This is a genomic window from Bradyrhizobium sp. UFLA05-89, assembly GCF_059803475.1.
In genome coordinates, this window is record NZ_JBANBA010000001.1 from 247,530 (window position 1) to 268,952 (window position 21,423).

The 21,423-nt window shown below is 64.2% G+C and carries 16 protein-coding genes and 1 pseudogene; 10 read left to right on the forward strand and 7 right to left on the reverse strand.

Annotation, left to right across the window (positions count from 1 at the left end; translation table 11 throughout):
• Positions 1-7 precede the first annotated feature (7 nt).
• From otnI to SO139_RS01125, 5 genes are all read left to right on the forward strand, one after another.
• Positions 8-790 carry a 2-oxo-tetronate isomerase gene (otnI, locus tag SO139_RS01105; protein WP_449383974.1) on the forward strand — a complete coding sequence of 261 codons (783 nt, stop codon included), beginning with the start codon at positions 8-10 and terminating at the stop codon, positions 788-790.
• Entirely contained in the window at positions 787-2,064 is a 1,278-nt protein-coding gene (gene otnK, locus SO139_RS01110; protein ID WP_498539560.1) for a 3-oxo-tetronate kinase, read from the forward strand. Before otnI ends, otnK begins: the two co-directional genes overlap by 4 nt.
• Before the next feature lie 181 nt (positions 2,065-2,245).
• Complete coding sequence (locus SO139_RS01115; RefSeq protein ID WP_498539561.1) at positions 2,246-3,934, forward strand: methyl-accepting chemotaxis protein; 1,689 nt, start codon at positions 2,246-2,248, stop codon at positions 3,932-3,934.
• Positions 3,935-4,284: 350 nt separating this feature from the next.
• Positions 4,285-7,470, forward strand: a complete 3,186-nt coding sequence (locus SO139_RS01120) for an efflux RND transporter permease subunit (protein ID WP_498539562.1) — start codon at positions 4,285-4,287, stop codon at positions 7,468-7,470.
• A complete protein-coding gene (locus tag SO139_RS01125) occupies positions 7,457-8,659 on the forward strand; it encodes an efflux RND transporter periplasmic adaptor subunit (protein WP_449383978.1) in 1,203 nt (400 codons plus the stop codon). Before SO139_RS01120 ends, SO139_RS01125 begins: the two co-directional genes overlap by 14 nt.
• A gap of 146 nt (positions 8,660-8,805) precedes the next feature.
• On the opposite strand, the gene SO139_RS01130 is transcribed toward SO139_RS01125, so the two are convergent.
• Entirely contained in the window at positions 8,806-10,323 is a 1,518-nt protein-coding gene (locus SO139_RS01130; protein ID WP_498539563.1) for an acetyl-CoA acetyltransferase, read from the reverse strand.
• Positions 10,324-10,449: 126 nt separating this feature from the next.
• Positions 10,450-10,581, reverse strand: a pseudogene (locus SO139_RS01135) (nitronate monooxygenase); the annotation flags it as partial.
• A 246-nt stretch (positions 10,582-10,827) separates the two neighbouring features.
• On the opposite strand from SO139_RS01135, the gene yghU reads away from it, so the two are divergent.
• The gene (gene yghU, locus SO139_RS01140) at positions 10,828-11,709 is read left to right on the forward strand and encodes a glutathione-dependent disulfide-bond oxidoreductase (protein WP_449379626.1); all 882 of its coding nucleotides are present in this window, start codon (positions 10,828-10,830) and stop codon (positions 11,707-11,709) included.
• A 128-nt stretch (positions 11,710-11,837) separates the two neighbouring features.
• On the opposite strand, the gene SO139_RS01145 is transcribed toward yghU, so the two are convergent.
• The 3 genes from SO139_RS01145 to SO139_RS01155 all read right to left on the reverse strand — a co-directional run bounded on the left by SO139_RS01145 (position 11,838) and on the right by SO139_RS01155 (position 14,661).
• Entirely contained in the window at positions 11,838-13,112 is a 1,275-nt protein-coding gene (locus SO139_RS01145) for an acyl-CoA dehydrogenase family protein (protein WP_449379625.1), read from the reverse strand.
• Between the two features lie 265 nt (positions 13,113-13,377).
• Entirely contained in the window at positions 13,378-13,755 is a 378-nt protein-coding gene (locus SO139_RS01150; protein WP_449379624.1) for a VOC family protein, read from the reverse strand.
• 126 nt (positions 13,756-13,881) lie between these two features.
• The gene (locus tag SO139_RS01155; RefSeq protein WP_449379623.1) at positions 13,882-14,661 is read right to left on the reverse strand and encodes an SDR family NAD(P)-dependent oxidoreductase; all 780 of its coding nucleotides are present in this window, start codon (positions 14,659-14,661) and stop codon (positions 13,882-13,884) included.
• Between the two features lie 171 nt (positions 14,662-14,832).
• Here SO139_RS01155 and SO139_RS01160 point away from each other — a divergent pair, with 171 nt between their 5' ends.
• Genes SO139_RS01160 through SO139_RS01170 form a run of 3 tightly spaced genes read left to right on the forward strand, consistent with a single transcriptional unit; the run spans position 14,833 to position 16,998 of the window.
• Positions 14,833-15,621, forward strand: a complete 789-nt coding sequence (locus tag SO139_RS01160) for an enoyl-CoA hydratase/isomerase (RefSeq protein ID WP_498539564.1) — start codon at positions 14,833-14,835, stop codon at positions 15,619-15,621.
• A gap of 10 nt (positions 15,622-15,631) precedes the next feature.
• On the forward strand, positions 15,632-16,618 hold the full coding sequence (locus tag SO139_RS01165; RefSeq protein WP_449379621.1) for a phosphotransferase family protein: 987 nt from the start codon (positions 15,632-15,634) through the stop codon (positions 16,616-16,618).
• A 2-nt stretch (positions 16,619-16,620) separates the two neighbouring features.
• Complete coding sequence (locus SO139_RS01170; protein ID WP_449379620.1) at positions 16,621-16,998, forward strand: DUF6285 domain-containing protein; 378 nt, start codon at positions 16,621-16,623, stop codon at positions 16,996-16,998.
• A 164-nt stretch (positions 16,999-17,162) separates the two neighbouring features.
• Here SO139_RS01170 and SO139_RS01175 read toward each other — a convergent pair whose 3' ends face one another.
• Positions 17,163-17,942: an enoyl-CoA hydratase-related protein gene (locus SO139_RS01175; RefSeq protein ID WP_449379619.1), complete on the reverse strand. Its 780-nt coding sequence runs from the start codon at positions 17,940-17,942 to the stop codon at positions 17,163-17,165.
• Positions 17,943-18,154: 212 nt separating this feature from the next.
• On the opposite strand from SO139_RS01175, the gene SO139_RS01180 reads away from it, so the two are divergent.
• Positions 18,155-19,429, forward strand: coding sequence for an acyl-CoA dehydrogenase family protein (locus SO139_RS01180; RefSeq protein WP_449379618.1), 1,275 nt, complete (start codon positions 18,155-18,157; stop codon positions 19,427-19,429).
• A gap of 170 nt (positions 19,430-19,599) precedes the next feature.
• On the opposite strand, the gene SO139_RS01185 is transcribed toward SO139_RS01180, so the two are convergent.
• On the reverse strand, positions 19,600-21,180 hold the full coding sequence (locus SO139_RS01185) for a fatty acid--CoA ligase (RefSeq protein ID WP_449379617.1): 1,581 nt from the start codon (positions 21,178-21,180) through the stop codon (positions 19,600-19,602).
• Positions 21,181-21,423 lie beyond the last annotated feature (243 nt).

Here is a 21,423-nt window from a genome sequence, read left to right on the forward strand (position 1 = left end):
GATTCCGATGCCCCGTTTTGCCGCCAACCTCTCGATGATGTTCACCGAGGTGCCGTTCCTCGACCGCTTCGATGCCGCCGCACAGGCCGGGTTCACCGCCGTCGAATTCCTGTTTCCCTATGATCACCCGGTCGACGCGGTTGGCGAGCGGCTCAAGCGCAACGGGCTCACGCAGGCGCTGTTCAACCTGCCGCCCGGCAACTGGGACGCCGGCGAGAAGGGCTTTGCGGCGCTGCCTTCGCGCTTCGGCGATCTCAAGCAGAGTCTGGAGACGGCGTTGCCTTATGCCAGGGCGACCGGCGTCAAGCGTCTGCATTTGATGGCCGGCATCGCCAACCGCGGCGATCGTCTCGCGATCGAGGCTTTCTACAAGTCGGTGGCGTGGGCTGCCGAATTCTTCGCGCCACACGGCATCGACATCGTGATCGAGCCGATCAATCCGCGCAACGTCCCCGGTTATTTCCTCAACGACTTCGGCTTCGCGCGCGACGTGGTCGAGGAGCTGAGGATCCCGAACCTCAAGCTCCAGTTCGACATATATCACTGCCAGATCATCCATGGCGACGTCACCATGCGCCTGCGCGAGATGATGCCGATCATCGGCCATATCCAGATCGCCTCTATCCCCTCGCGTAACGAGCCCGATAGCGAGGAGCTGAACTATCCCTTCCTGTTCGCCGAGCTCGACCGGCTCGGCTATGCCGGCTTCGTCGGCTGCGAATACAATCCGCGCGGCAAGACCACCGATGGCCTCGCCTGGTTCAAGCCTTACGCCGGAGCAAAGTCGTGACACTTGTGCTGGGTTGCATCGCCGACGACTATACCGGTGCCTCCGATCTCGCCAACACGCTGACGCGCGCGGGCCTGCGCACGGTGCAGACAATCGGCGTGCCGTCTGACGACCTGGGACTGCCCGAGGTCGACGCGGTCGTGGTGTCCTTGAAGAGCCGCTCGATCGAAGCGGGGCTTGCGGTGACGCGCTCGCGCGCGGCGGACAAATGGCTGCGCGGCCGCGGCGCGGGCCACGTGCTGTTCAAGATCTGCTCGACCTTCGATTCCACCGACGCAGGCAATATCGGCCCGGTGATGGACGCGCTGCGCGACGACTGCGGCGAGGCGATCGTGCTGGTGACGCCGGCCTTCCCGGAGACCGGCCGCACCGTCTATCAGGGCAATCTCTTTGTCGGCGCGGTGCCGCTTAACGAGAGCCCGTTGAAGGACCATCCGCTCAACCCGATGCACGATTCCAACCTGGTGCGGGTGCTGGCGCGGCAGAGCAGGACCGAGGTCGGTCTCGTCAATCTCGGAAGCGTGACGCGCGGTGCGGATGCCGTGCATGCGCAGCTTGCTGAGCTGTCGGCCAAGGGTACCGGCGCGGCGATCATCGACGCCGTGTTCGACCGCGACCTCGAGACCATCGGCCTCGTCGCAGCTGGCCATCGGCTGTCGGTCGGAGCTTCCGGCATCGGCCTTGGGCTGGCGCGCGCGCTGGTCTCTACGGGAAGGGTGAGTCCGAATGTCGCAGCCGCTGAAGCGGGCGCGCCGGTCGGCGGACCGGCGGCGTGTCTGGCCGGAAGCTGCTCGCAGGCGACCCTTCAGCAGATCACGAATGCCGAACGTGTCATGCCGGTGTTGCATCTCGATCCCGAGCAAATTGTCGCAGGCGGCGGCGAAGCGCAGCGCGCGCTCGCCTGGGCGAAGCCCCGGCTCGCTGATGGTCCGGTGCTGATCGCCTCGAGCGCTACGCCGGAGGCGGTCGGCGCGGTGCAGGCGCGGCACGGCCGCGATGCGGCCGGTCACGCCATCGAGCAGGCCATGGCCGATATCGCCGAAGGACTCGTGCAGTCCGGCATACGGCGTCTGGTCGTTGCCGGCGGCGAGACGTCGGGTGCCGTTGTCGATCGCCTGAAGATTCCGGGCTTCCTCGTCGGCGCGGAGATCGCTGCGGGAGTCCCGGTGTTGCGCGCAGTCGGTGCCAAGGAAGGCAGCATGCTGCTTGCCCTCAAATCAGGCAATTTCGGTGGGCCGGAGTTTTTCTCCGATGCGCTTGGACTCATGCGCTGAGCGCAGGGCTCCCTTAGTCCTCTGTTTATTTCTTTCGCGTTCCGTACTCGTACGGAGTCGTAGTTAACATCTGCTCAGTTCCTTTGGTGTTGGATGGCGGCCGCACTCCTTTGGGTTGCAGCTATATCCTGACGCGCGGTCGTGGCCGAAAAGCCCCGGTCCAAGACGAGAGACTGAAGCAATGCTCGCGAAAATTTCCATTCGTGCCAAGATCATCAGCGTCGTGGCCTTTCTCCTGGCCGCGATGACCGGCATGGGTCTGCTTGCCGTCACGAAAATGCAGTCGATCAACGCCAACACGGCCGATATCACCAGGAATTGGCTTCCCAGCGTGCGGGTGCTCGGCGAGATCCGGGCCAACGCCCTGGCTTACCGCGCCATGGTACGTGGTCAACTGTTGGCGGAGACGCTTGAGGAAAAGCTTGCGGCAGAAAAGACGATCGGGGACGTGATCGAGGCACTGGCCAAGTCCCGCAAGCAATACGAGCCGATGATCAGCTCGCCGGAGGAGCGAGCACTGTACACCGAATGGTCCAAGCTGTGGGACGACTACAAGAACAGTACGGACGATGTCATGGCGCTGTCGCGCAAGGATATCGGCAAGATTCCGCACGAAGCGCTTGAGCTGAACAAAACCGCTGGCAAGATCGGCCAGCGATCGGACGAGGTGCTGAGAAAGGATATCGAGCTCAACAACAAAGGTGGCGACCAGGCTGCCCAGGACGCCGCCGACAGCTATGCCTCCGCCTTCATGCTGGTATCCGTCATTCTCGGCGTCGCACTCGTCATTGGTATCGGCCTCAGCTTCTACATGATCCGTGATGTCTCCGGCGGCATCAATTCTATCGTCGAGCCGATGCAGGCGCTCGGCAAGGGCGACCTGAGCGCGGAAGTGCCGCATCGGGGAGAGAAGACTGAGATCGGCGCCATGGCCGACGCGCTCCAGGTGTTCAAGGAAGCGCTGATCGCCAAGAAGGCGGCCGACGAAGCCGCCGCGCGCGATGCGGAGGTCAAGATCGAGCGCGGTCGCCGCGTCGACAATATCACCCGCGAATTCGAATCCATGATCGGCGAGATCGTGCAGACAGTTTCGTCCGCCTCCACCCAGCTCGAAGCCTCCGCCTCGACGCTGACGGCGAGTGCCGATCGCTCACAGAAAATGGCGACCACGGTCGCGGCGGCTTCGGAAGAAGCCTCCACCAACGTGCAGTCGGTGGCCTCGGCCACCGAGGAAATGGCGTCATCGGTTGGCGAGATCAGCCGGCAGGTCCAGGAATCGGCGCGGATGGCGGGCGACGCCGTCGGCCAGGCCCGCACCACCAGCGAACGCGTCAGCCAGCTGTCCAAGGCAGCCTCCCGCATCGGCGACGTCGTCGAGCTGATCAACACCATCGCCGGCCAGACCAACCTTCTGGCGCTGAACGCGACCATCGAGGCGGCGCGTGCGGGCGAGGCCGGCCGCGGCTTCGCGGTGGTGGCATCCGAAGTGAAGGCGCTCGCCGAGCAGACCGCGAAGGCGACCGGCGAGATCGGCCAGCAGATCACTGGCATCCAGGCCGCCACCAACGACTCCGTCGGCGCGATCAAGGAAATCTCCTCGACGATCGAACGCCTCTCCGAGATATCCTCGGCCATCGCGGCGGCGGTGGAAGAGCAGGGCGCTGCGACCCAGGAGATCGCCCGCAACGTGCAGCAGGCGGCGCAGGGTACCCAGCAGGTCTCCTCCAACATCACCGACGTGCAGCGCGGCGCGACCGAGACCGGCACGGCCTCCTCGCAAGTGCTGTCGGCGGCGCAGATGCTGTCCAACGATTCGAGCCGGCTGAAGACCGAGGTCAGCAAATTCCTGACCAACGTTCGCGCGGCGTGATCGTCGAGTCTCTGCTGTCGTCCTGGACAAGCGGAGCGCAGATCCTGGACCCCCGCGCGAGCGCCTTGGGCTCGTCGCGATTACCCAGGGAGCAGTTTGGCGAAGACTCGTGATCACCGTCTTCGCTCCTCAACTTTTCCCTGGGGTGTGGGTCCCTGGCTTTCGTTCGCCAGGACGACATTGCAGGCGAGGCGCATAGCTGCGATGCTTGTTCCGCAGTGCGGTAGCAGGGAAGTGAATGCTGCGGCGCTGCTTCGCGTTGGCGCTTGCGACGGGGTTCGGGTAAAGGGAAAGAGGAATGCCCGCGGGGGCGGATTCCATCTCTCGCTTGACCTGGAACTGACTGGCGAATGATAGCTCTGGTCCGCATCGCCCTGAGCCGGCCGTACACCTTTGTCGTGCTCGCGCTCCTGCTTCTGATCATCGGACCGCTCGCGGCGCTACGAACGCCGACCGACATCTTTCCGGACATTCGCATCCCCGTGATCGGCGTGGTCTGGCAGTACACCGGCTTGCCGCCGGACCAGATGGCTGGCCGCATCACCACGCCCTTCCAGCGCGCGCTGACGACGACGGTCAACGACATCGAGCACATCGCCGCCAACTCCTACAATGGCTTCGGCATCATCAAGATCTTCTTCCAGCCGAACGTCGACATCCGCACCGCCAACGCGCAAGTGACCGCGATCTCGCAGACACTGCTCAAGCAGATGCCGCCGGGCGCGACGCCGCCATTGATCCTGAATTACTCGGCCTCAACCGTGCCGATCATCCAGGTGGCACTGTCGGGCGAAGGGCTCACCGAGCAGAACCTCGCCGATATCGGCATCAATCAGCTCCGCACGCCGCTGGTCACCGTGCCGGGCGCCGCGATTCCCTATCCCTTCGGCGGCAAGCAGCGTCAGGTGCAGATCGATCTCGATCCGACCGCGCTCCAGGCGCGTGGGCTGTCGGGCCAGGACGTCGCCAACGCGCTTGCTGCGCAAAACCTGATCACGCCGGTCGGCACCCAGAAGATCGGCAGCTTCGAGTATAACATCCAGCTCAACAACTCGCCCCTGAAGATGGAGGAGCTCGGCAATCTGCCGATCAGGACCGTCAACGGCGCGATGGTCTATGTGCGCGACGTCGCGACCGTCAGGGACGGCAACCCGCCGCAGACCAACATCGTCCACGTCGATGGCAATCGTTCGGTGCTGATGATGGTGCTGAAGGCCGGCGCGACCTCCACGCTCGATATCATTTCCGGCATCAAGCAGAAAGTGATCGAGGTCAAGGACCAGTTGCCGGATGCGCTGAAGATCGGCTTCATCGGCGACCAGTCGGTGTTCGTCCGCGGCGCGATCGAGGGCGTCGCCTTCGAGGGCGTGATCGCGGCGCTGCTGACCAGCGTGATGATTCTCCTCTTCCTCGGAAGCTGGCGCTCGACCGTGATCATCGCGGTCTCGATCCCGCTCTCGGTGCTCGGCGCCATCATCATGCTCTCGGCGATCGGCGAGACGCTCAATATCATGACGCTCGGCGGTCTCGCGCTTGCGGTCGGTATTCTCGTCGACGACGCCACCGTGACGATCGAGAACATCAACTATCATCTGGAGCAGGGCAAGCCGGTCGAGCAGTCGATCCTCGACGGCGCCAACCAGATCGTGACGCCGGCCTTCGTCTCGCTGCTCTGCATCTGCATCGTGTTCGTGCCGATGTTCTTCCTCACCGGTGTCGCGCGCTTCCTGTTCGTGCCGATGGCCGAAGCCGTGATGTTCGCGATGATCTGGTCATTCATCCTGTCGCGCACGCTGGTGCCGACCATGGCGAACTATCTGTTGCAGGCGCATGTCCATCACGACGGAGCGCAGCCGAAGTCGCGCAATCCGCTCGTCTGGTTTCAGCGTGGTTTCGAGGCACGGTTCGAGCGCATCCGCGGCGGCTATCGCGGCCTGCTGTCGCTCGCGCTCGCGCATCGCGCGGTGTTCGTGATCGGCTTCCTCTGCGTGATCGGCGCGTCATTCGCACTGGTACCATTCCTGGGACGCAACTTCTTCCCCGCGGTCGATGCCGGCAATATCCTGATGCATGTCCGCACCCAGGTCGGCACCCGCGTCGAGGAGACCGCCAACCAGCTCGCCGACGTGCAGAAGGCGATTCGCAAGCTGATCCCGGGTGAGATCGAGACGCTGACCGACAACATCGGCATGCCGATCTCCGGCATCAACATGACCTACAACAACACCGGCGTGATCGGCCCGCAGGATGGCGACATCCAGATCAAGCTGAAGGAGGGTCACAAGCCGACCGAGGAACATGTGCGTGTGCTGCGCGAGCAATTGCCACGTCTGTTCCCAGGCGTCAGCTTCGCTTTCCTGCCGGCCGACATCGTCAGCCAGATCCTGAACTTCGGCGCTCCGGCGCCGATCGATTTGCAGATCCGTGGCGCCAATCTCGAAGCGAACTTCGCTTACGCCAACAAGCTGCTTGCCAGGGTTCGCCGCATTCCCGGCGTGGCGGATGTGCGCATCCAGCAGTCGCCGAACAACCCGACCTTCAACATCGACGTCGACCGCACCCGCGCGCAATATGTCGGCCTGACCGAGCGCGACGTCACCAACAGCCTCGTGGTCAACCTCGCCGGCTCCTCGCAGGTCGCGCCGACCTACTACCTCAACCCCGACAACGGCGTGTCCTATTCCATCGTGATGCAGACGCCGCAGTATCAGATCGATTCTCTGAGTGCCCTCCAGACGCTGCCGATCACGGCTGCCGGAAATTCACAGTCGCCGATCCTCGGCGGCATCGCCGACATCAAGCGCTCGACATCGAGCGCGGTGGTGTCGCAATACGACATCCAGTCGCTGGTGCAGATCTTTGCGACCACGCAAGGCCGCGACCTCGGCGCGGTTGCAACCGATATCCGCCAGGTGATCGCCGATACCGCCAAGGAGGTGCCGAAGGGGTCTTCCGTCGTGCTGCTCGGCCAGGTGCAGACCATGAACAGCGCCTTTGCCGGGCTGCTGTTCGGCCTGTTGGCGGCCGTGGTGCTGATCTATTTCCTGATCGTCGTGAACTTCCAATCCTGGTCCGACCCGTTCGTGATCGTCACCGCGCTGCCGGCGGCGCTCGCTGGTATCGTCTGGATGCTGTTCACGAGCGAGACGACGCTGTCGGTGCCTGCGCTGACGGGCGCCATCATGTGCATGGGCGTGGCGACGGCGAACAGCGTGCTCGTCATCTCGTTTGCCCGCGAGCGCTACGAAGAGCTCGGCGATCCCGTCGCAGCGGCGCTGGAAGCCGGCTTTGTCCGGTTCCGCCCGGTTCTGATGACGGCGCTCGCCATGATCATCGGCATGGCGCCGATGGCGTTGGGGCTGGGGGAGGGCGGCGAGCAGAACGCACCGCTCGGGCGCGCCGTGATCGGCGGCCTGATCTTCGCGACCTTCGCCACGCTGATGTTTGTTCCCGTGGTCTTTAGTATGGTACACAAGAAACAAGGCGCCAAGGCCGCCGCCGCTGCCTCACCGGAGAAGCCGCATGCCGTCCACTGAACCCCGCTCGCCGGTGTCGCGCCGGAAACTGGGCATATTTGGCGTCGTGGCGCTGATCGCGGCGGGTCTCGTCGTCGGCACTGGTATCCGCGCCCGCGAGGAGCAGGGCTCGAAGCTGAAGCAGTGGACTGACGACCAGGCCATTCCAAGTGTCGCGGTGACGCTACCCAACGCCAAGGTACTCAACGCCACCATCGACCTGCCGGGCCGGCTGGAAGCCTACTACCGCGCGCCGATCTTCGCCCGCGTCTCGGGCTATCTGAAGAGCTGGAGCGCCGACATCGGCACTCGCGTCAAGGCAGGGCAGGTGATCGCCGAGATCGAGGCGCCCGACCTCGACCAGCAACTCCTGCAAGCCCGCGCGGATCTCGCCAGCCAGCAGGCGAGCGCGAGGCTCTCGGAAGCGACCTTGAACCGGCGCAAGACGCTGGTCGCCTCCAACTTCGTCTCCGCCCAGGAGATCGACGAGCGCACCGCCGATCTTTCCAACAAGAAGGCTGCCGTCAATTCGGGCCAGGCCAATGTCGAGCGCCTCGAGGCGCTCGCCGGCTACAAGAAGATTACTGCGCCTTTCGACGGGGTCGTCACTGCACGAGACACCGATGTCGGCGCGTTGATCAATGCGGGCGGCGGCTCGGGCCCTTCGATGTTCGTGATCTCAGACATCACCAAGCTGCGCGTTTACGTCAGCGTGCCGCAGAATTATGTGCCGGCGATCAAGATCGGCGCCAAGGCCAGTATCACGCTGCCGGAGTATCCGAACCGGACCTTCCCGGCGACGGTTGAAGCCTCCTCGCAGGCCGTCGACGTCTCCTCGGGCACCACGCGCATGCAGCTCGGGCTCGACAATTCCAGCGGCGAGCTGATGCCCGGCGGCTATGCCAGCGTGAAGCTGCACTTGCAGCGTGATTCCGCGCCGCTCAGCATTCCCGCAAGCGCCCTGATCTTCAACGGCAGCGGCCTGCGCGTCGCGACCGTCACGCCCGACGACAAGGTGGCGTTCAAGACCGTGACCATCGCGCGCGATCTCGGCCGCGAGATCGAGATCGCCTCCGGCATGGCTCCCGACGACCGCGTCATCACCGCGCCGCCCGACGGCCTCGCCGACGGCGACCAGGTGCGGGTGGTGAACGGTGGCGCCAAGGGCAAGCCCGCCACCGCGTCCGAAAAGCAGGCGCCGAGGAGCTAGGGTGGTCTCGTGCCCCGGACGCAGCGCAGCACGAAGTGATGCGGTGCTGAGCCGGGGCCCACTTGCCAAAGCGCAGCCTGTTGCCCATCTGGGTCCCGGCTCTGCGGAGCAGCGCTAAGCGCAGCACCGCGTCCGGGACACGAGAACTAGCTCACCTTCCACTCGGGCACGCCGTCTTCCGCCATCGCGATCCCGCCGAGCGATCCTACGGGCGTGCGGTCCATGTTCAGCAGATGCGCCAGTGTCGCGTTGTCGCTTGCCGGAATGCGCGCCAATGTTCGCCGGTCGTCCTCCGTGCGCAGCATGACGACGCCGTGCTCGACGTTGCCATTGCGGCCGTAGAGTACCGTAAAGCTCTCGACTTTGCCCGGGCCTGAGGCCTCGGTCACGAACTCCGGCACCGCGCGCTTGTTGCGGTCGGCATCAAGCTGCACACTCGAGGCCTGCGCCAGCGCCGCGCGCGGCGGCGTTTTCGAGAGCACGAGCCCGTGGTGCTTGGTGACGAAACCGCCCTGGCCGTAGAGCAGGCCGAGTTTCGCGCCACCGCGCAATTTGCGCACCATCGCGCAGGCCGCGTGGGTCATGTAGTTATTGAGCGGTGCGCCGAAGAAGGTAAGGCCGCCGGTCACGGTCGGCTGCACATCGGGCCCGAGCCCCAGCGTCCGCCGCGCCATCTTCGGCACGCAAGGAAAGCAGCTATACAGCTCGATTGCGTCGAACTGCGTGCCGTCACCGCCGGCGAGATCCATCACCGCCTTCAGCACCGCATTCTGCGGATGGCTCTCATAGAACTGATCGCGCAGGAGATAGTCGCGCGGCTCCTCGGCCGAGGCGCCACCGAGCGGATAGACCAGCCGGTCCTCGGCAATGCCGGCCGCGCGCGCCTTCGCAAGGCTGGTGAGCAGCAGCGCGCCGCCCATGTTGACCATTGGGTTGGCGACCATGAGTTTCGTGTAGGGCCACGCGATCAGGCGGTTGTCCGCGGTCGGCGTCGTGATCTCGGCCGGCGCAAAGCGCCGCTTCAACCAGGCGTTCGGATTTTGCGCGGCGGCCTCCGAATAGCGCGACCACAGCGTGCCTGATTCCGCCATCGCCTCGCGCGGCGTCTGCCCCCAATGCGCGGAGGATGCGGCCTCGTAGAAGGGATAGACCGTGACGGGACGAAACACGCCGAGCTTCACGGCGAGCGGCTTCTGGAACGCTGCGCCGCGCTTCGGCTCTTCGACGTCATGCGCAAACGGCGTCCATGGCAGTTTTGCTCCGGCGCGTTCCGCCTTGGTCGCGGTCGATTGCGCCTCCGCGCCGCAGACGGCGGCCACACTGCATTCGCCGCGCGCGATGCGCTGCGCCGCCTCATGCAGATAGCGGATCGGGCTCTCGCCGCCGACCGGCCCGTAGTAGCAATGCGAAGGTTGAACAGCGAGCCGCCGCGCCAGCAGCTTTTCGGGATCGCGATAGCGCCAGCTCAGGAAGTTGACGACGTCGAGCGATTGCACCTCGCCAAGCAGCCTTGCGCCAGCATCTTCTTCGGCCCGCCGGAGCGCCTGTTCGAGAAGATCGAGCGGCTCGAGGCCCGCGGTGATCTCCTTGGGACGATCGACGATCTCGCCGATGCCGACGATGACGGGAACGCGGTCTGGGGGGATGCTGGTCTTGCCTGTCATGACTTCCAATTCACGGTGTCGGTTATTTCGTCATTGCGAGCGAAGCGAAGCAATCCAGGCTGTCTCCGCGGAAAGATTCTGGACGAAGTAGCGTGCCCGCGCATTGCCCGCGGCGGCCGCGCGGGCCGGCGTGTGCACGGTGGCGCCCAGCACGCCAAAATCGCCGGCGCGGCTCACGGCGGCCACGACGTCGCGGCAATGGCTGAAGGCGAACAGGAGGAACTTGATTCCCCGCATCTCGCAGATAGGCGATTTCATCTGTCTCTCCCCGGCGGCCGCCTTCGCGTTGCTCTTGCTTTGGCGAAAACGCTGGCTTGGCCTCGCCACCATGCAAAGCCGCTTCGCCATGGGCTTCTTGCGTGTAGGCGCCGGACGGACGGAGCACCCCGGCCATGACGAAACGGGGAGGGCGCCCATCCGCCAATGCAACCCGGCGCTCTTGCCAATCTCGCCGGTATCGCTAGCTAACAGCCCACGCGCCCTTCCGCGCTGGAGCTCTTTTTCATGACCGACGCACCCGCCTATGAGCCGCCCAAAGTCTGGACCTGGAATAAGCCGAGCGGCGGGCAGTTTGCCAGCATCAACCGGCCGATCGCAGGCCCGACGCATGACAAGGAGCTGCCGGTCGGCCGGCATCCGTTCCAGCTCTATTCGCTGGCCACGCCGAATGGCGTCAAGGTGACCGTGATGCTGGAGGAGCTGCTTGCGCTCGGCCACAAGGGCGCGGAATACGACGCCTGGCTGATCAATATCGGCAAGGGCGATCAGTTCGGCAGCGGCTTCGTCGCCATCAATCCGAACTCGAAAATCCCCGCGCTGCTGGACCGCTCCGGTCCCGAGCCGATCCGCGTGTTCGAGTCCGGCTCGATCCTGGTCTACCTTGCCGAAAAGTTCGGTGCTTTCCTGCCGAAAGATATCAAGACGCGTACCGAAGCGATGTCCTGGCTGTTCTGGCAGATGGGCAGCGCACCCTATCTCGGCGGCGGCTTCGGTCATTTCTACGCCTATGCGCCGACCAAGATCGAATACGCCATCGATCGCTTCGCGATGGAAACCAAGCGCCAGCTCGACGTCCTCGACCGGCGGCTTGCGGAGAGCGAGTACCTGGCGGGCGGTGACTACACGATCGCCGACATCGCGGTCTGGCCGTGGTATGGCGCGCTCGCCAAGGGGCTCGTCTATGGCGCTGGCGAATTCCTGTCCGTGCAGGACTACAAGAACGTGCAGCGCTGGACCGATCAGATCGCCAAGCGCCCGGCGGTGAAGCGCGGCCGCATGGTCAACCGCGTCTCCGGCGACCCCGCAAGCCAATTGCACGAGCGTCACGACGCTTCCGACTTCGAGACCAAGACGCAGGACAAGCTTCAGACGGCGGCTGCGTCGTAAGCCCCTCCACGAGTTGTAGTCGTAGGGTGGGCAAAGCGAAGCGTGCCCACCGCTCATGTCAACCAATGCGGAAGGATGGTGGGCATGGCGCGCGAAGAGCGCGCCCTTGCCCACCGACAGCAACAGGCTTACGGCATGCTCAGCTCATGCCGTCCCACCACCATCCAGTGCACCTCGTCCGGGCCATCTGCAAAGCGCAGGTGGCGAACGTCCTGGTACATCTCGGCGAGCGGCGTCCATTGCGAGATGCCGGTGGCGCCGTGCATCTGGATCGCCTGGTCGATGATGGTGCAGGCGCGCTCCGGCACCATGGCCTTGACCATGGAGACCCAGACGCGCGCCTCCTTGTTGCCGAGCACGTCCATGGCCTTTGCCGCCTTCAGCACCATCAGCCGCATCGCCTCGATCTCGCAGCGCGCCTGCGCGATGATCTGAAGGTTGCCACCGAGATGGGCGATCTTCTTGCCGAAGGCCTCGCGCGTGAGGCCGCGCTGCACCATCATGTCGAGCGCCTTCTCGGCCTTGCCGATGGTGCGCATGCAGTGATGGATACGCCCGGGTCCAAGGCGGAGCTGCGAGATCTCGAAGCCGCGGCCTTCGCCGAGCAGGATGTTGTCTCTGGGCACGCGCACATTGTTGAAGCGCATATGCATGTGTCCGCGCGGCGCGTGGTCCTGGCCGAACACGTGCATCGGTCCCAGGATTTCGACGCCGGGCGTGTCCTTCGGCACCAGGATCTGCGACTGCTGCTTGCTCGGCGGCGCATCGGGATTGGTCTTGACCATCACGATCATGATCTTGCAGCGGGGATCGCCGAGACCCGAGATGTAATACTTCTCGCCGTTGATCACCCATTCGTCGCCGACCAGCTTTGCAGTGGTCGAGATGTTCTTGGCATCGGATGAAGCGACGTTCGGCTCCGTCATCGCGTAGGCCGAGCGGATCTCGCCGTTCAAAAGCGGCTTCAGCCACGTCTCCTTCTGCGCCTTGGTGCCGACGCGCTCCAGCACCTCCATGTTGCCGGTGTCGGGCGCCGAGCAGTTCATGGTTTCCGAAGCCAGCGGGCTCTTGCCGAGCTCGACGGCGATATAGGCGTAGTCGAGGTTCTTCAGGCCCTGGCCGGTGTCGTCATCGGGCAGGAAGAAGTTCCAGAGGCCTTCCTCCTTGGCCTTGTTCTTGGCCTTCTCCAGCACCTCGAGCTGACCCGGCGTAAAGCTCCAGCGGTCGTCCTTCTTCTCGCCATGCTTGATGAACTCCACCGCCATCGGCTCGACGGTCTCGCGGATGAACTTCTTCACGTGGTCATAGAGCGGCCGGACCTGGTCAGACATTCTGAGATCATTGAGCTCGTCGCCGGGATTGAGCGTGTAGTTGGTGGTGCGGGGCACATAGGCGTGTTTCATTCTTGTTCCTCCCGATTGAGTGGGCCGCGATTGCCGCGACAATAGACGCGGCGAGGTCAAAGCGCGAGCGTGGTTTTTTGAATCGATGTAGATCAAACAGCGTTTGAAACGCCATGCCCGCCGCAGTCCCCGGCGTCATCGCCCGACTTGATCGGGCGATCCAGTACTCCGTGAGATCAGTGAGTCCAACGAGAGGCCGCGGCGTACTGGATTCCCCGCCTTCGCGGGGAATGACAGCTTCGATTGGGCGGGAGCGATTGCCCGCTCACACCATCCGGTGCATCGCGCAGATCTTGTTGCCGTCGGGATCGCGCAAGTAGGCGAGGTAAGCCTTGCCCGCCGCGCCCTCACGAATGCCGGGAGGATTCTCGCAGGTCTTCCCGCCGGCCGCGATGCCGGCCGCGTGCCAGGCCTCGACCTGTTCGGGCGAATTGCAGGCAAAGCCGATGGTGCCGCCATTGGCGTGCGTCGCAGGCTCGCCATTGATCGGCTTGCTCACCGAGAACACGCCGGCCCTGGTGACGTAGAAGATGCGATGGCCGTCGACCCGCGCCGGCCGCACCTCGAGTGTCGCCAGCAGCTTGTCGTAGAACGCCTTGGCCTTGTCCAGATCGTTGGTGCCGATCATCACGTGCGAGAACATTGCTCTTTTCCCCCTGTTGTTGTGACTCAGTTTGTAGGGTGGGTTAGCGAAGCGTAACCCACCAATCTCTTTCACGCGGATAATTCCATGGTGGGTTACGCCTTCGGCTAACCCACCCTACAAATCTCAAAACGCGGTATAGCCGCCGTCGATCACGAATGTATCCGCCGTGTGATAGGATGATGCCTTGCTCATCAGGTACACCGCGATGCCGCCGAAATCGGATGGCTCGCCGAAGCGCCGCTGCGGAATCCGTGGCATCACGTTGGCGACGAATTTCTCGTTGGCCATGATCCCGGCGGTCATGTCGCTCCTGATCCAGCCCGGCAGGATCGCGTTCGCGGTGACGCCGTAGCGCGCCAGCTCGACGCCGAGCGCGCGCACCAGCGCGTTGATCGCGGCCTTGGTCGCGGCGTAATGCTCGTTACGCGCGGTGCCGAAGATCGAGGCGAGGCTCGAGGTTGCAACCAGCCGGCCGAAGGGATCGCCGGCATTGGCGCGGTCGGTCATGTGCCTGGCCGCGGCCTGGAAGGCGTGGAACACGCCGTCGAGATTGGTCGCAAACATCGAGCTCCATTCTTCCTCGGTGCGTTCGATGAAGGAGCGCCGTCCGCCGCCGCCGATGCCGGCATTGGCGAAGCAGCCGTCGACCCGGCCGAACGTGTCGAGCGTCGCCTTCATCGCCGCATTCACTGACGCAGGATCGGTGACGTCGCAGACGCGGGCATCGACCTTGCCGGGCGAGCCGGCCATGCTGGCGACGGCAGCCTTGTTCTTCTCGGCGTTGCGGCCCCAGATCGAGACGTTGCAGCCTTGTGCGGCCAGCGCCTGCGCGATGCCGAGCCCGATACCGCCATTGCCGCCGGTGATCACGGCGACGCGGCCGGTGAGATCGAAAATGGTCATGGGTGTTTCCCCGCTGTTTCTTGGCATGACGCGCATCAGCCTGTGCGCACAAGATTGTCCGCTATGTCCCGATCACCATGGACAAGCCGCCGACAAAAATCAAATATGCGCTCCGACGAAAAGCAATTCCGGTCTGCGGAACATCGCGGCCGCAACGGGGGTGAGGAAACCATGCAGTTCAAACACGTCGCGCTCGATTTCGACGGGCCGGTCGCCATTCTGAAGCTCGATCACCAGGAGGTCATGAACGCCGTGTCGGTGGACATGCTGGGCGGGCTCACGGAGGCGCTCGACGAGATCGAGGAACGGAAGAGCGAGGTCCGCTGCGTGGTGCTGACCGGCGCGGGGCGCGCGTTCTGCACCGGCGCGAACTTGCAGGGCCGCAACAATCAGTCGAAGAAGACCAAGGCCGGCCTGACACTCGAGACCGGCTTTCACCCGTTCCTGCGGCGGATCCGCAATCTGCACTGTCCAATCGTTACGGCGGTCAACGGTCCGGCTGCCGGCGCCGGCATGAGCTTTGCGCTGCTCGGCGACATGATCCTATGCGCGCGATCGGCCTATTTCCTGCAAGCCTTCCGCCGCATCGGCCTCGTGCCCGATTGCGGCTCGACCTGGTTGTTGCCGCGCCTCGTCGGCAAGGCGCGGTCGATCGAGCTGTCGCTGATGGGCGAGCGGCTGCCGGCGGAAAAGGCGCTGGAATGGGGCCTCGTCAACCGCGTCCATGACGACGGCGCGCTGATGGAGGAGGCGATGAAGCTCGCGCATGAGCTTGCCAACGGGCCGACGGTGGCGCTGTCGCTGATCCGCAAGCTCTATTGGGACAGCCCGGAAAATTCCTTCGAGGAGCAGCTCAATCTCGAATTCCAGTGCCAGCTTCGTGCGGGTGACACCGAGGATTTCCGCGAGGGCGTCGGCGCCTTCCTCGAGAAGCGTCCGGCCAAATTCAGAGGTAAATGATCAGAGGCAAATGATCGAGGCGGAGCTTTCGCGTAGCGTCGCGCGCTGGTGTCCTGGGGCAACCGGCGTCACGGGGGCTGCAAAACTGTCCGGCGGTGCCAACCAGGAAAGCTGGCGCTTCGACATTCTGCATCCCAATGGGAACGTTGGCGCGATCCTGCGTCGTGCGTCGAGGGACTATCGCGTGGCGCCGTCGCGAGCGGCAGGCTTCGTCGCCGAGGCCAGGCTGATGCAGCTTGCATACGAGGCGGGAGTGCCGTCGCCGCGCGTGCTGCATGTCCTGACGGCGGAGGACGATCTCGGCACCGGGTTCATCATGCAGCGGGTTGAGGGTGAGACGATTGCCCGCAAGATCTTGCGGGACGATGAGTTCGCCGCGGCACGCCCGCTGCTGGCGCGCCAGATCGGCGGCATCCTCGCCGGCCTGCATAAGCTGCCGCAAGCCGAGCTGCCGGAGCTTCGCCGCATGACCGCGAGAAAGGAGCTCGACGAGTTGGAGCGCGACTATCGCAACTTCAACTGGCCGAAACCGGTGTTCGAACTTGCGCTGCGCTGGCTGCGTGACCACGATCCCGGTCCGTCCGACGAGGTGACGTTGGTCCACGGCGATTTCCGCAACGGCAACCTCATCATTGGGGCGGATGGCGTGCGCGCGGTGCTGGATTGGGAGCTCGCTCATCTTGGCGATCCCATGGAGGATCTCGGCTGGATCTGCGTCAACTCCTGGCGATTCGGCGAGATCGACAAGCCGGTCGGCGGTTTCGGCCCACGCGAGGAAATGTTTGCCGGCTACGAGGCTGCTGGCCGCAGGGTCGATGCGGCGCGGGTGAAGTTCTGGGAAGTGATGGGCACGCTGCGCTGGGGATTGATGTGCGGCGCCATGATGCAGCGGTTTCGCGCTGGCCCCGATCATTCCATGGAGCGCGCCATGATCGGCCGCCGCGCCTCAGAGACCGAAATCGACCTGTTGCGCCTGCTGGCGCCGCGAGGGAGCTGAGCATGCAGGACGAGCCGAGCCCGATCGAGCTGACCCATGCGGTCGCCGATTTCCTCCGCAGTGAGATCGTGCCGCTGATCTCCGGCCACCAGGCATTCAAGCTGCGCGTCGCCATCAACGCCCTCGACCTCGTTGTGCGGCAGTTGACTCTGGAGGAGGGGAGTGATGGGCGCGAGATGACGCGGCTGCGCGTGCTGCTCGGCATGGACGGCGCGTTGACCGAGCTCAATCGCGCGCTCGCCGAGCGCATCGCGAAAGGCGAGCTGGACCTTGCGACGCCGGGGCTCGCCGAACATCTCTGGCAGACCACGATGGACAAGCTCGCCGTCGATCAGCCGAATTACGCATCGTACAAGCGGGAGTTGTCGAGGGGTGGATGATCCAGCCCCATTCGCAGCCGTCATCGCCCGGCTTGACCGGGCGATCCAGTACGCCGCGGCAGTTGTTATGAATATCGCTGCCTCTGGAATACTGGATGCCCTCGCTTTCGCGGGGCATGACACCGGTGATGTGAAAGGGCCCTCGCCATGACAGGCGCAGAGCCCTACCGTCCCAGCCACTTCGGCGGCCGCTTCTCGGAAAACGCCTTCGGCCCCTCGATGTAATCCTGCGAGGCCACCATCGCCTTCACCGCCGGGTACTCCCGCTGCTCCTCGATCGCCTGTTCCAACGACACGGCGAGCCCCTTCTGGATGGTCTGCTTCGACGCGCGGATCGACATTGGCGAGTTCTTGGTGATCATCTCCGCCCAGCGCAACGCTGACGCGAGCGCTTCGCCCTGCGGCACCACCTCGTTGACGAAACCGAGCTCAAGGCCCTCCTTGGCGCTGACGTGGCGCGCGGTGAGGATCATGCCCATGGCGCGCTTCAATCCGATCTGCCGCGGCAGACGATGCAGGCCGCCGGCAAGCGCGGCGAGGCCGACGCGTGGCTCGGGCAGCGCGAAGGTCGCATTCTCCGAGGCGATGATCAGGTCGCAGGCGAGCGCGATCTCGAAGCCGCCGCCCATCGCGACGCCATTGACGGCGGCGATGATCGGCTTGTCGCAGTCGAAGCGCGAGGTGAGGCCGGCAAAGCCGCCCTTGTCCCAGCCGCGTTTTCCTCCCGCCGCCTGCCATTTCAGGTCGTTGCCGGCGCAGAACGCCTTGTCGCCGGCTCCCGTAACGATCGCAACCCACTGCGCAGGGTCTGCCGAGAAATCGTCGAACACCTTGTTGAGCTCGAAATGCGCATCGATATGCAGCGCGTTGTAGACCTCGGGCCGCGACAGCGTGACGATGGTGAGCGGACCCTTGCGTTCCACCTTGGAAAATTTCAGCTCCATGATCGCTCCCGCATTTTCTGTTGGAAGGAATTGATCGCCATACTAACGCGCGGCCGGACCTCAGCACCATCCAATTGCGCAAGCGCGCATTGCGTAACCGGCGCCTCTCGGCTTGCTTGACTTGCCAGCGCTCTTCTCACCTTATTCGAGGCAAGCAAAAAGCGCGTAGCGCCTTAACGCAAAACAACAAGATAGCTCCGGGAGAGACTGCCGTGGATTTCTCATTGCCTGCCGATCTCGTCGCCTACCTCGGAGAGCTCGACCGTTTCATCGAACGCGAGATCAGGCCGATGGAGGAGGCCGACGACAACATCCGCTTCTTCGATCATCGCCGCGAATGGGCGCGCACCGATTTCGAGAATGGCGGCCTGCCGCGGCATGAATGGGAGGCGTTGCTGCGCAGGGCGAAGGATTGCGCGGATGCCGCCGGCCATCTGCGCTTCGCGGTGTCCCGGCAATATGGCGGCAAGGACGGTTCCAACCTCTGGATGGCCGTCATTCGCGAACATTTCGCCGCAAAGGGTCTCGGCCTGCACAACGATCTTCAGAACGAGCATTCCATCGTCGGCAATTTCCCGGTCGTGACCATGCTGGACCGCTACGGTCGCGACGACCAGAAGGCGATGATCGACGGCTCGATCAAAGGCAAGTATCGCATCACCTTCGGCCTGACCGAGCCGCATCACGGCTCGGATGCCACCCACATGGAGACGCGTGCCGTTGCTGCGACGCGCGACAACGTCAAGGGCTGGATCATCAATGGCCAGAAGATGTGGACGACCGGCATGCACGTCGCGACCCATTGCGCGCTGTTCGCGCGCACGTCAGGCAATGATGGCGATGCGCGCGGCATCACCTGCTTCCTGGTGCCGGCGACCAGCCATGGTGTGAAGGTCGAGGAGTACATGTGGACCTTCAACATGCCGACGGACCATCCCCGTGTCAGTTTTACGGACGTGTTCGTGCCCGGGGACGCGCTCTTCGGCGAGGTCGGCCGCGGCCTGTCGCTCGCGCAGTGCTTCGTGCACCAGAACCGCATCCGTCAGGCCGCAAGCTCGCTCGGCGCTGCGGTCTATTGCATCAACGAAAGTGTCAAATACGCGCGCGAGCGAAAGCCCTTCGGCAAGGCGCTCGCGGAGAACCAGGCGATCCAGTTCCCGCTGGTCGAACTCGCCACCCAAGCCGAGATGCTGCGCCTGTTGATCCGCAAGACCGCGTGGGAAATGGATGGGCTCACCGAGGAGCAGATCGAGCGAACGCTCTCCGACCGCGTCTCGATGTGCAACTACTGGGCAAACCGCCTTTGCTGCGAAGCCGCCGACCGCGCCATGCAGGTCCATGGCGGCATGGGCTATTCACGCCATAAGCCCTTCGAGCATATCTACCGGCATCACAGACGCTACCGCATCACGGAGGGGAGCGAGGAGATCCAGATGCGGAAGGTGGCGGGATTTTTGTTCGGGTATATGGGCCCGGGGAAGCATTGAGGCGCGAAGTCGTAGGGTGGGCAAAGCGACTCATCCGCCGTAGCTCGAAGGGCGAAGGCGGAAGCGTGCCCACCACTTCTGCCGAAGACGCGGTGGGATGGTGGGCACGACGCTTCGCGCCTTTGCCCACCCTACGGAATCTGCGCGCGCCCCGAGACGACGAGCGAGAATCAATTCACCCTTCGATCCTTGCCCGCCCAATACGGCTCGCGCAACTGTCGCCGCAAAATCTTGCCTGACGGATTACGCGGCAGCGCGGGGATGAACTCCACGCTCTTCGGGGTCTTGAAACCGGCGATCCGTTCGCGGGTGAAATTGATGATGTCGGTGGCGCTGGCCTCCTTACCGGGCTTCATCACCACGATCGCCTTCACCGCCTCGCCCCATTTGTCGTCGGGCACGCCGATCACGGCGGCTTCTGCCACATCGGGGTGGTCGCACAGCGCGCTCTCGACCTCGGCCGGATAGATGTTCTCGCCGCCGGAGATGATCATGTCCTTGATGCGGTCATGGATGTAGAGGTAGCCGTCCTCGTCCTGGTAGCCGGCATCACCGGTGCGCAGCCAGCCGTCGGCGCGAAGCGTCGCGGCGGTTGCCTCCGGCAAGTTCCAGTAGCCCGCCATGTTGGAGCCCGAGCGTGTCGCGATCTCGCCGACCTGGCGCGGCGGCAGCGGCTTGCCATTGGCATCAAGGATCGCGATCTCGACGCCCGGCAGCGCCTTGCCGGCGGAGCGCATCCGCTCCAGCCCCTCGACATGATCCTCCGGCGGCAGCGCGACGATCGTGCCCGTCGTCTCGGTCATGCCGTACATCTGCACGAATCCGCACTTGAAGACCTCGATGCATTCCTTCAGCAGCGCCGCCGGGATCGGTGAGGCGCCATAGAGCATGTATTTCAGGCGCGAGAAATCGACCGTTTTTGCGCGCGGCTGGCGCACCACGAACTGCATTGCCGCCGGCACCATGAAGAGTTTCGTGATGCCCGACAGCTCGAAGAAGTCGAGCACCTTTGTCGGATCGAACTCGCGCGCGATCACGCCGCGGGCGCCATGATAGAGTCCCATCACACCCCAGCCTGAGCCGCCGATGTGGAAGATCGGCATCGCGACCAGCGACACGTCGTCGGTCGACCACCTGTTCCACTCAGGCTTGTCCTGGGCATTTCCGGTCTGAACGAGATTGAGGAAGTTCGCATGCGACAGCATCGCGCCCTTCGGCTTGCCGGTGGTGCCGGACGTATAGAGCTGGATCGCAATGTCCTTCGCGTTGATCGGTACGTTCGGGTCGTTGCCTTCTTGCGCATCGCGCCAGGCGGTGAAATCGGGCCATTCCGGCGCGCCGCCTTCGGTGGTGATCACGCTGCGCACGTTCGGCAGCTTGTCCCTGATCTGGCGCGCCAGCGCGATGAACTCAGGCCCGACGAACAACACCGGCGCCTTGCAGTCCTCCACGATGAACGTAACTTCCGGCCCCGCGAGCCGCCAGTTCACCGGCGCCATCACCACGCCGGCTTTCATCGCACCCATCAAAAGCTCGAAGTAGACGTCGCTGTTCTTGCCGAGATAGGCGATGCGGTCGCCATGCCTGACGCCCATCGCGAGAAGCGCATTGGCGACCTTGTTCGTCTTGACGTCGAATTCGGTAAAGCTGGTGAGGCGTCCCTCGAACTCATAGGCGGTGGCGTTGCCGCGGCTCTTCGCGCGCTCGCGCACCATCTCGGCGAGGTTCGCCAATGGCTGTGATGTGGACATGTCTCTCCCGTGGCGTCTTGTTTTTATGCCGCGGAGTGTGGCGTCATCCGCAGGTAAAGACAATACGGGGGAGGGGAGCTTCGGTTTCGTGTCCCGGACGCGCTGCAGCGCTCTCCCGGCGAAGCGAAGCTTCGTCCGATGCGCTGCTGCGCAGAGCCGGGACCCACACTTTCGCGCACGTGCGAGCAGGCTGGGCCCCGGCTCTGCAACGCATCACGCCGCAAGCGCCCCGCGCTGCGTTGC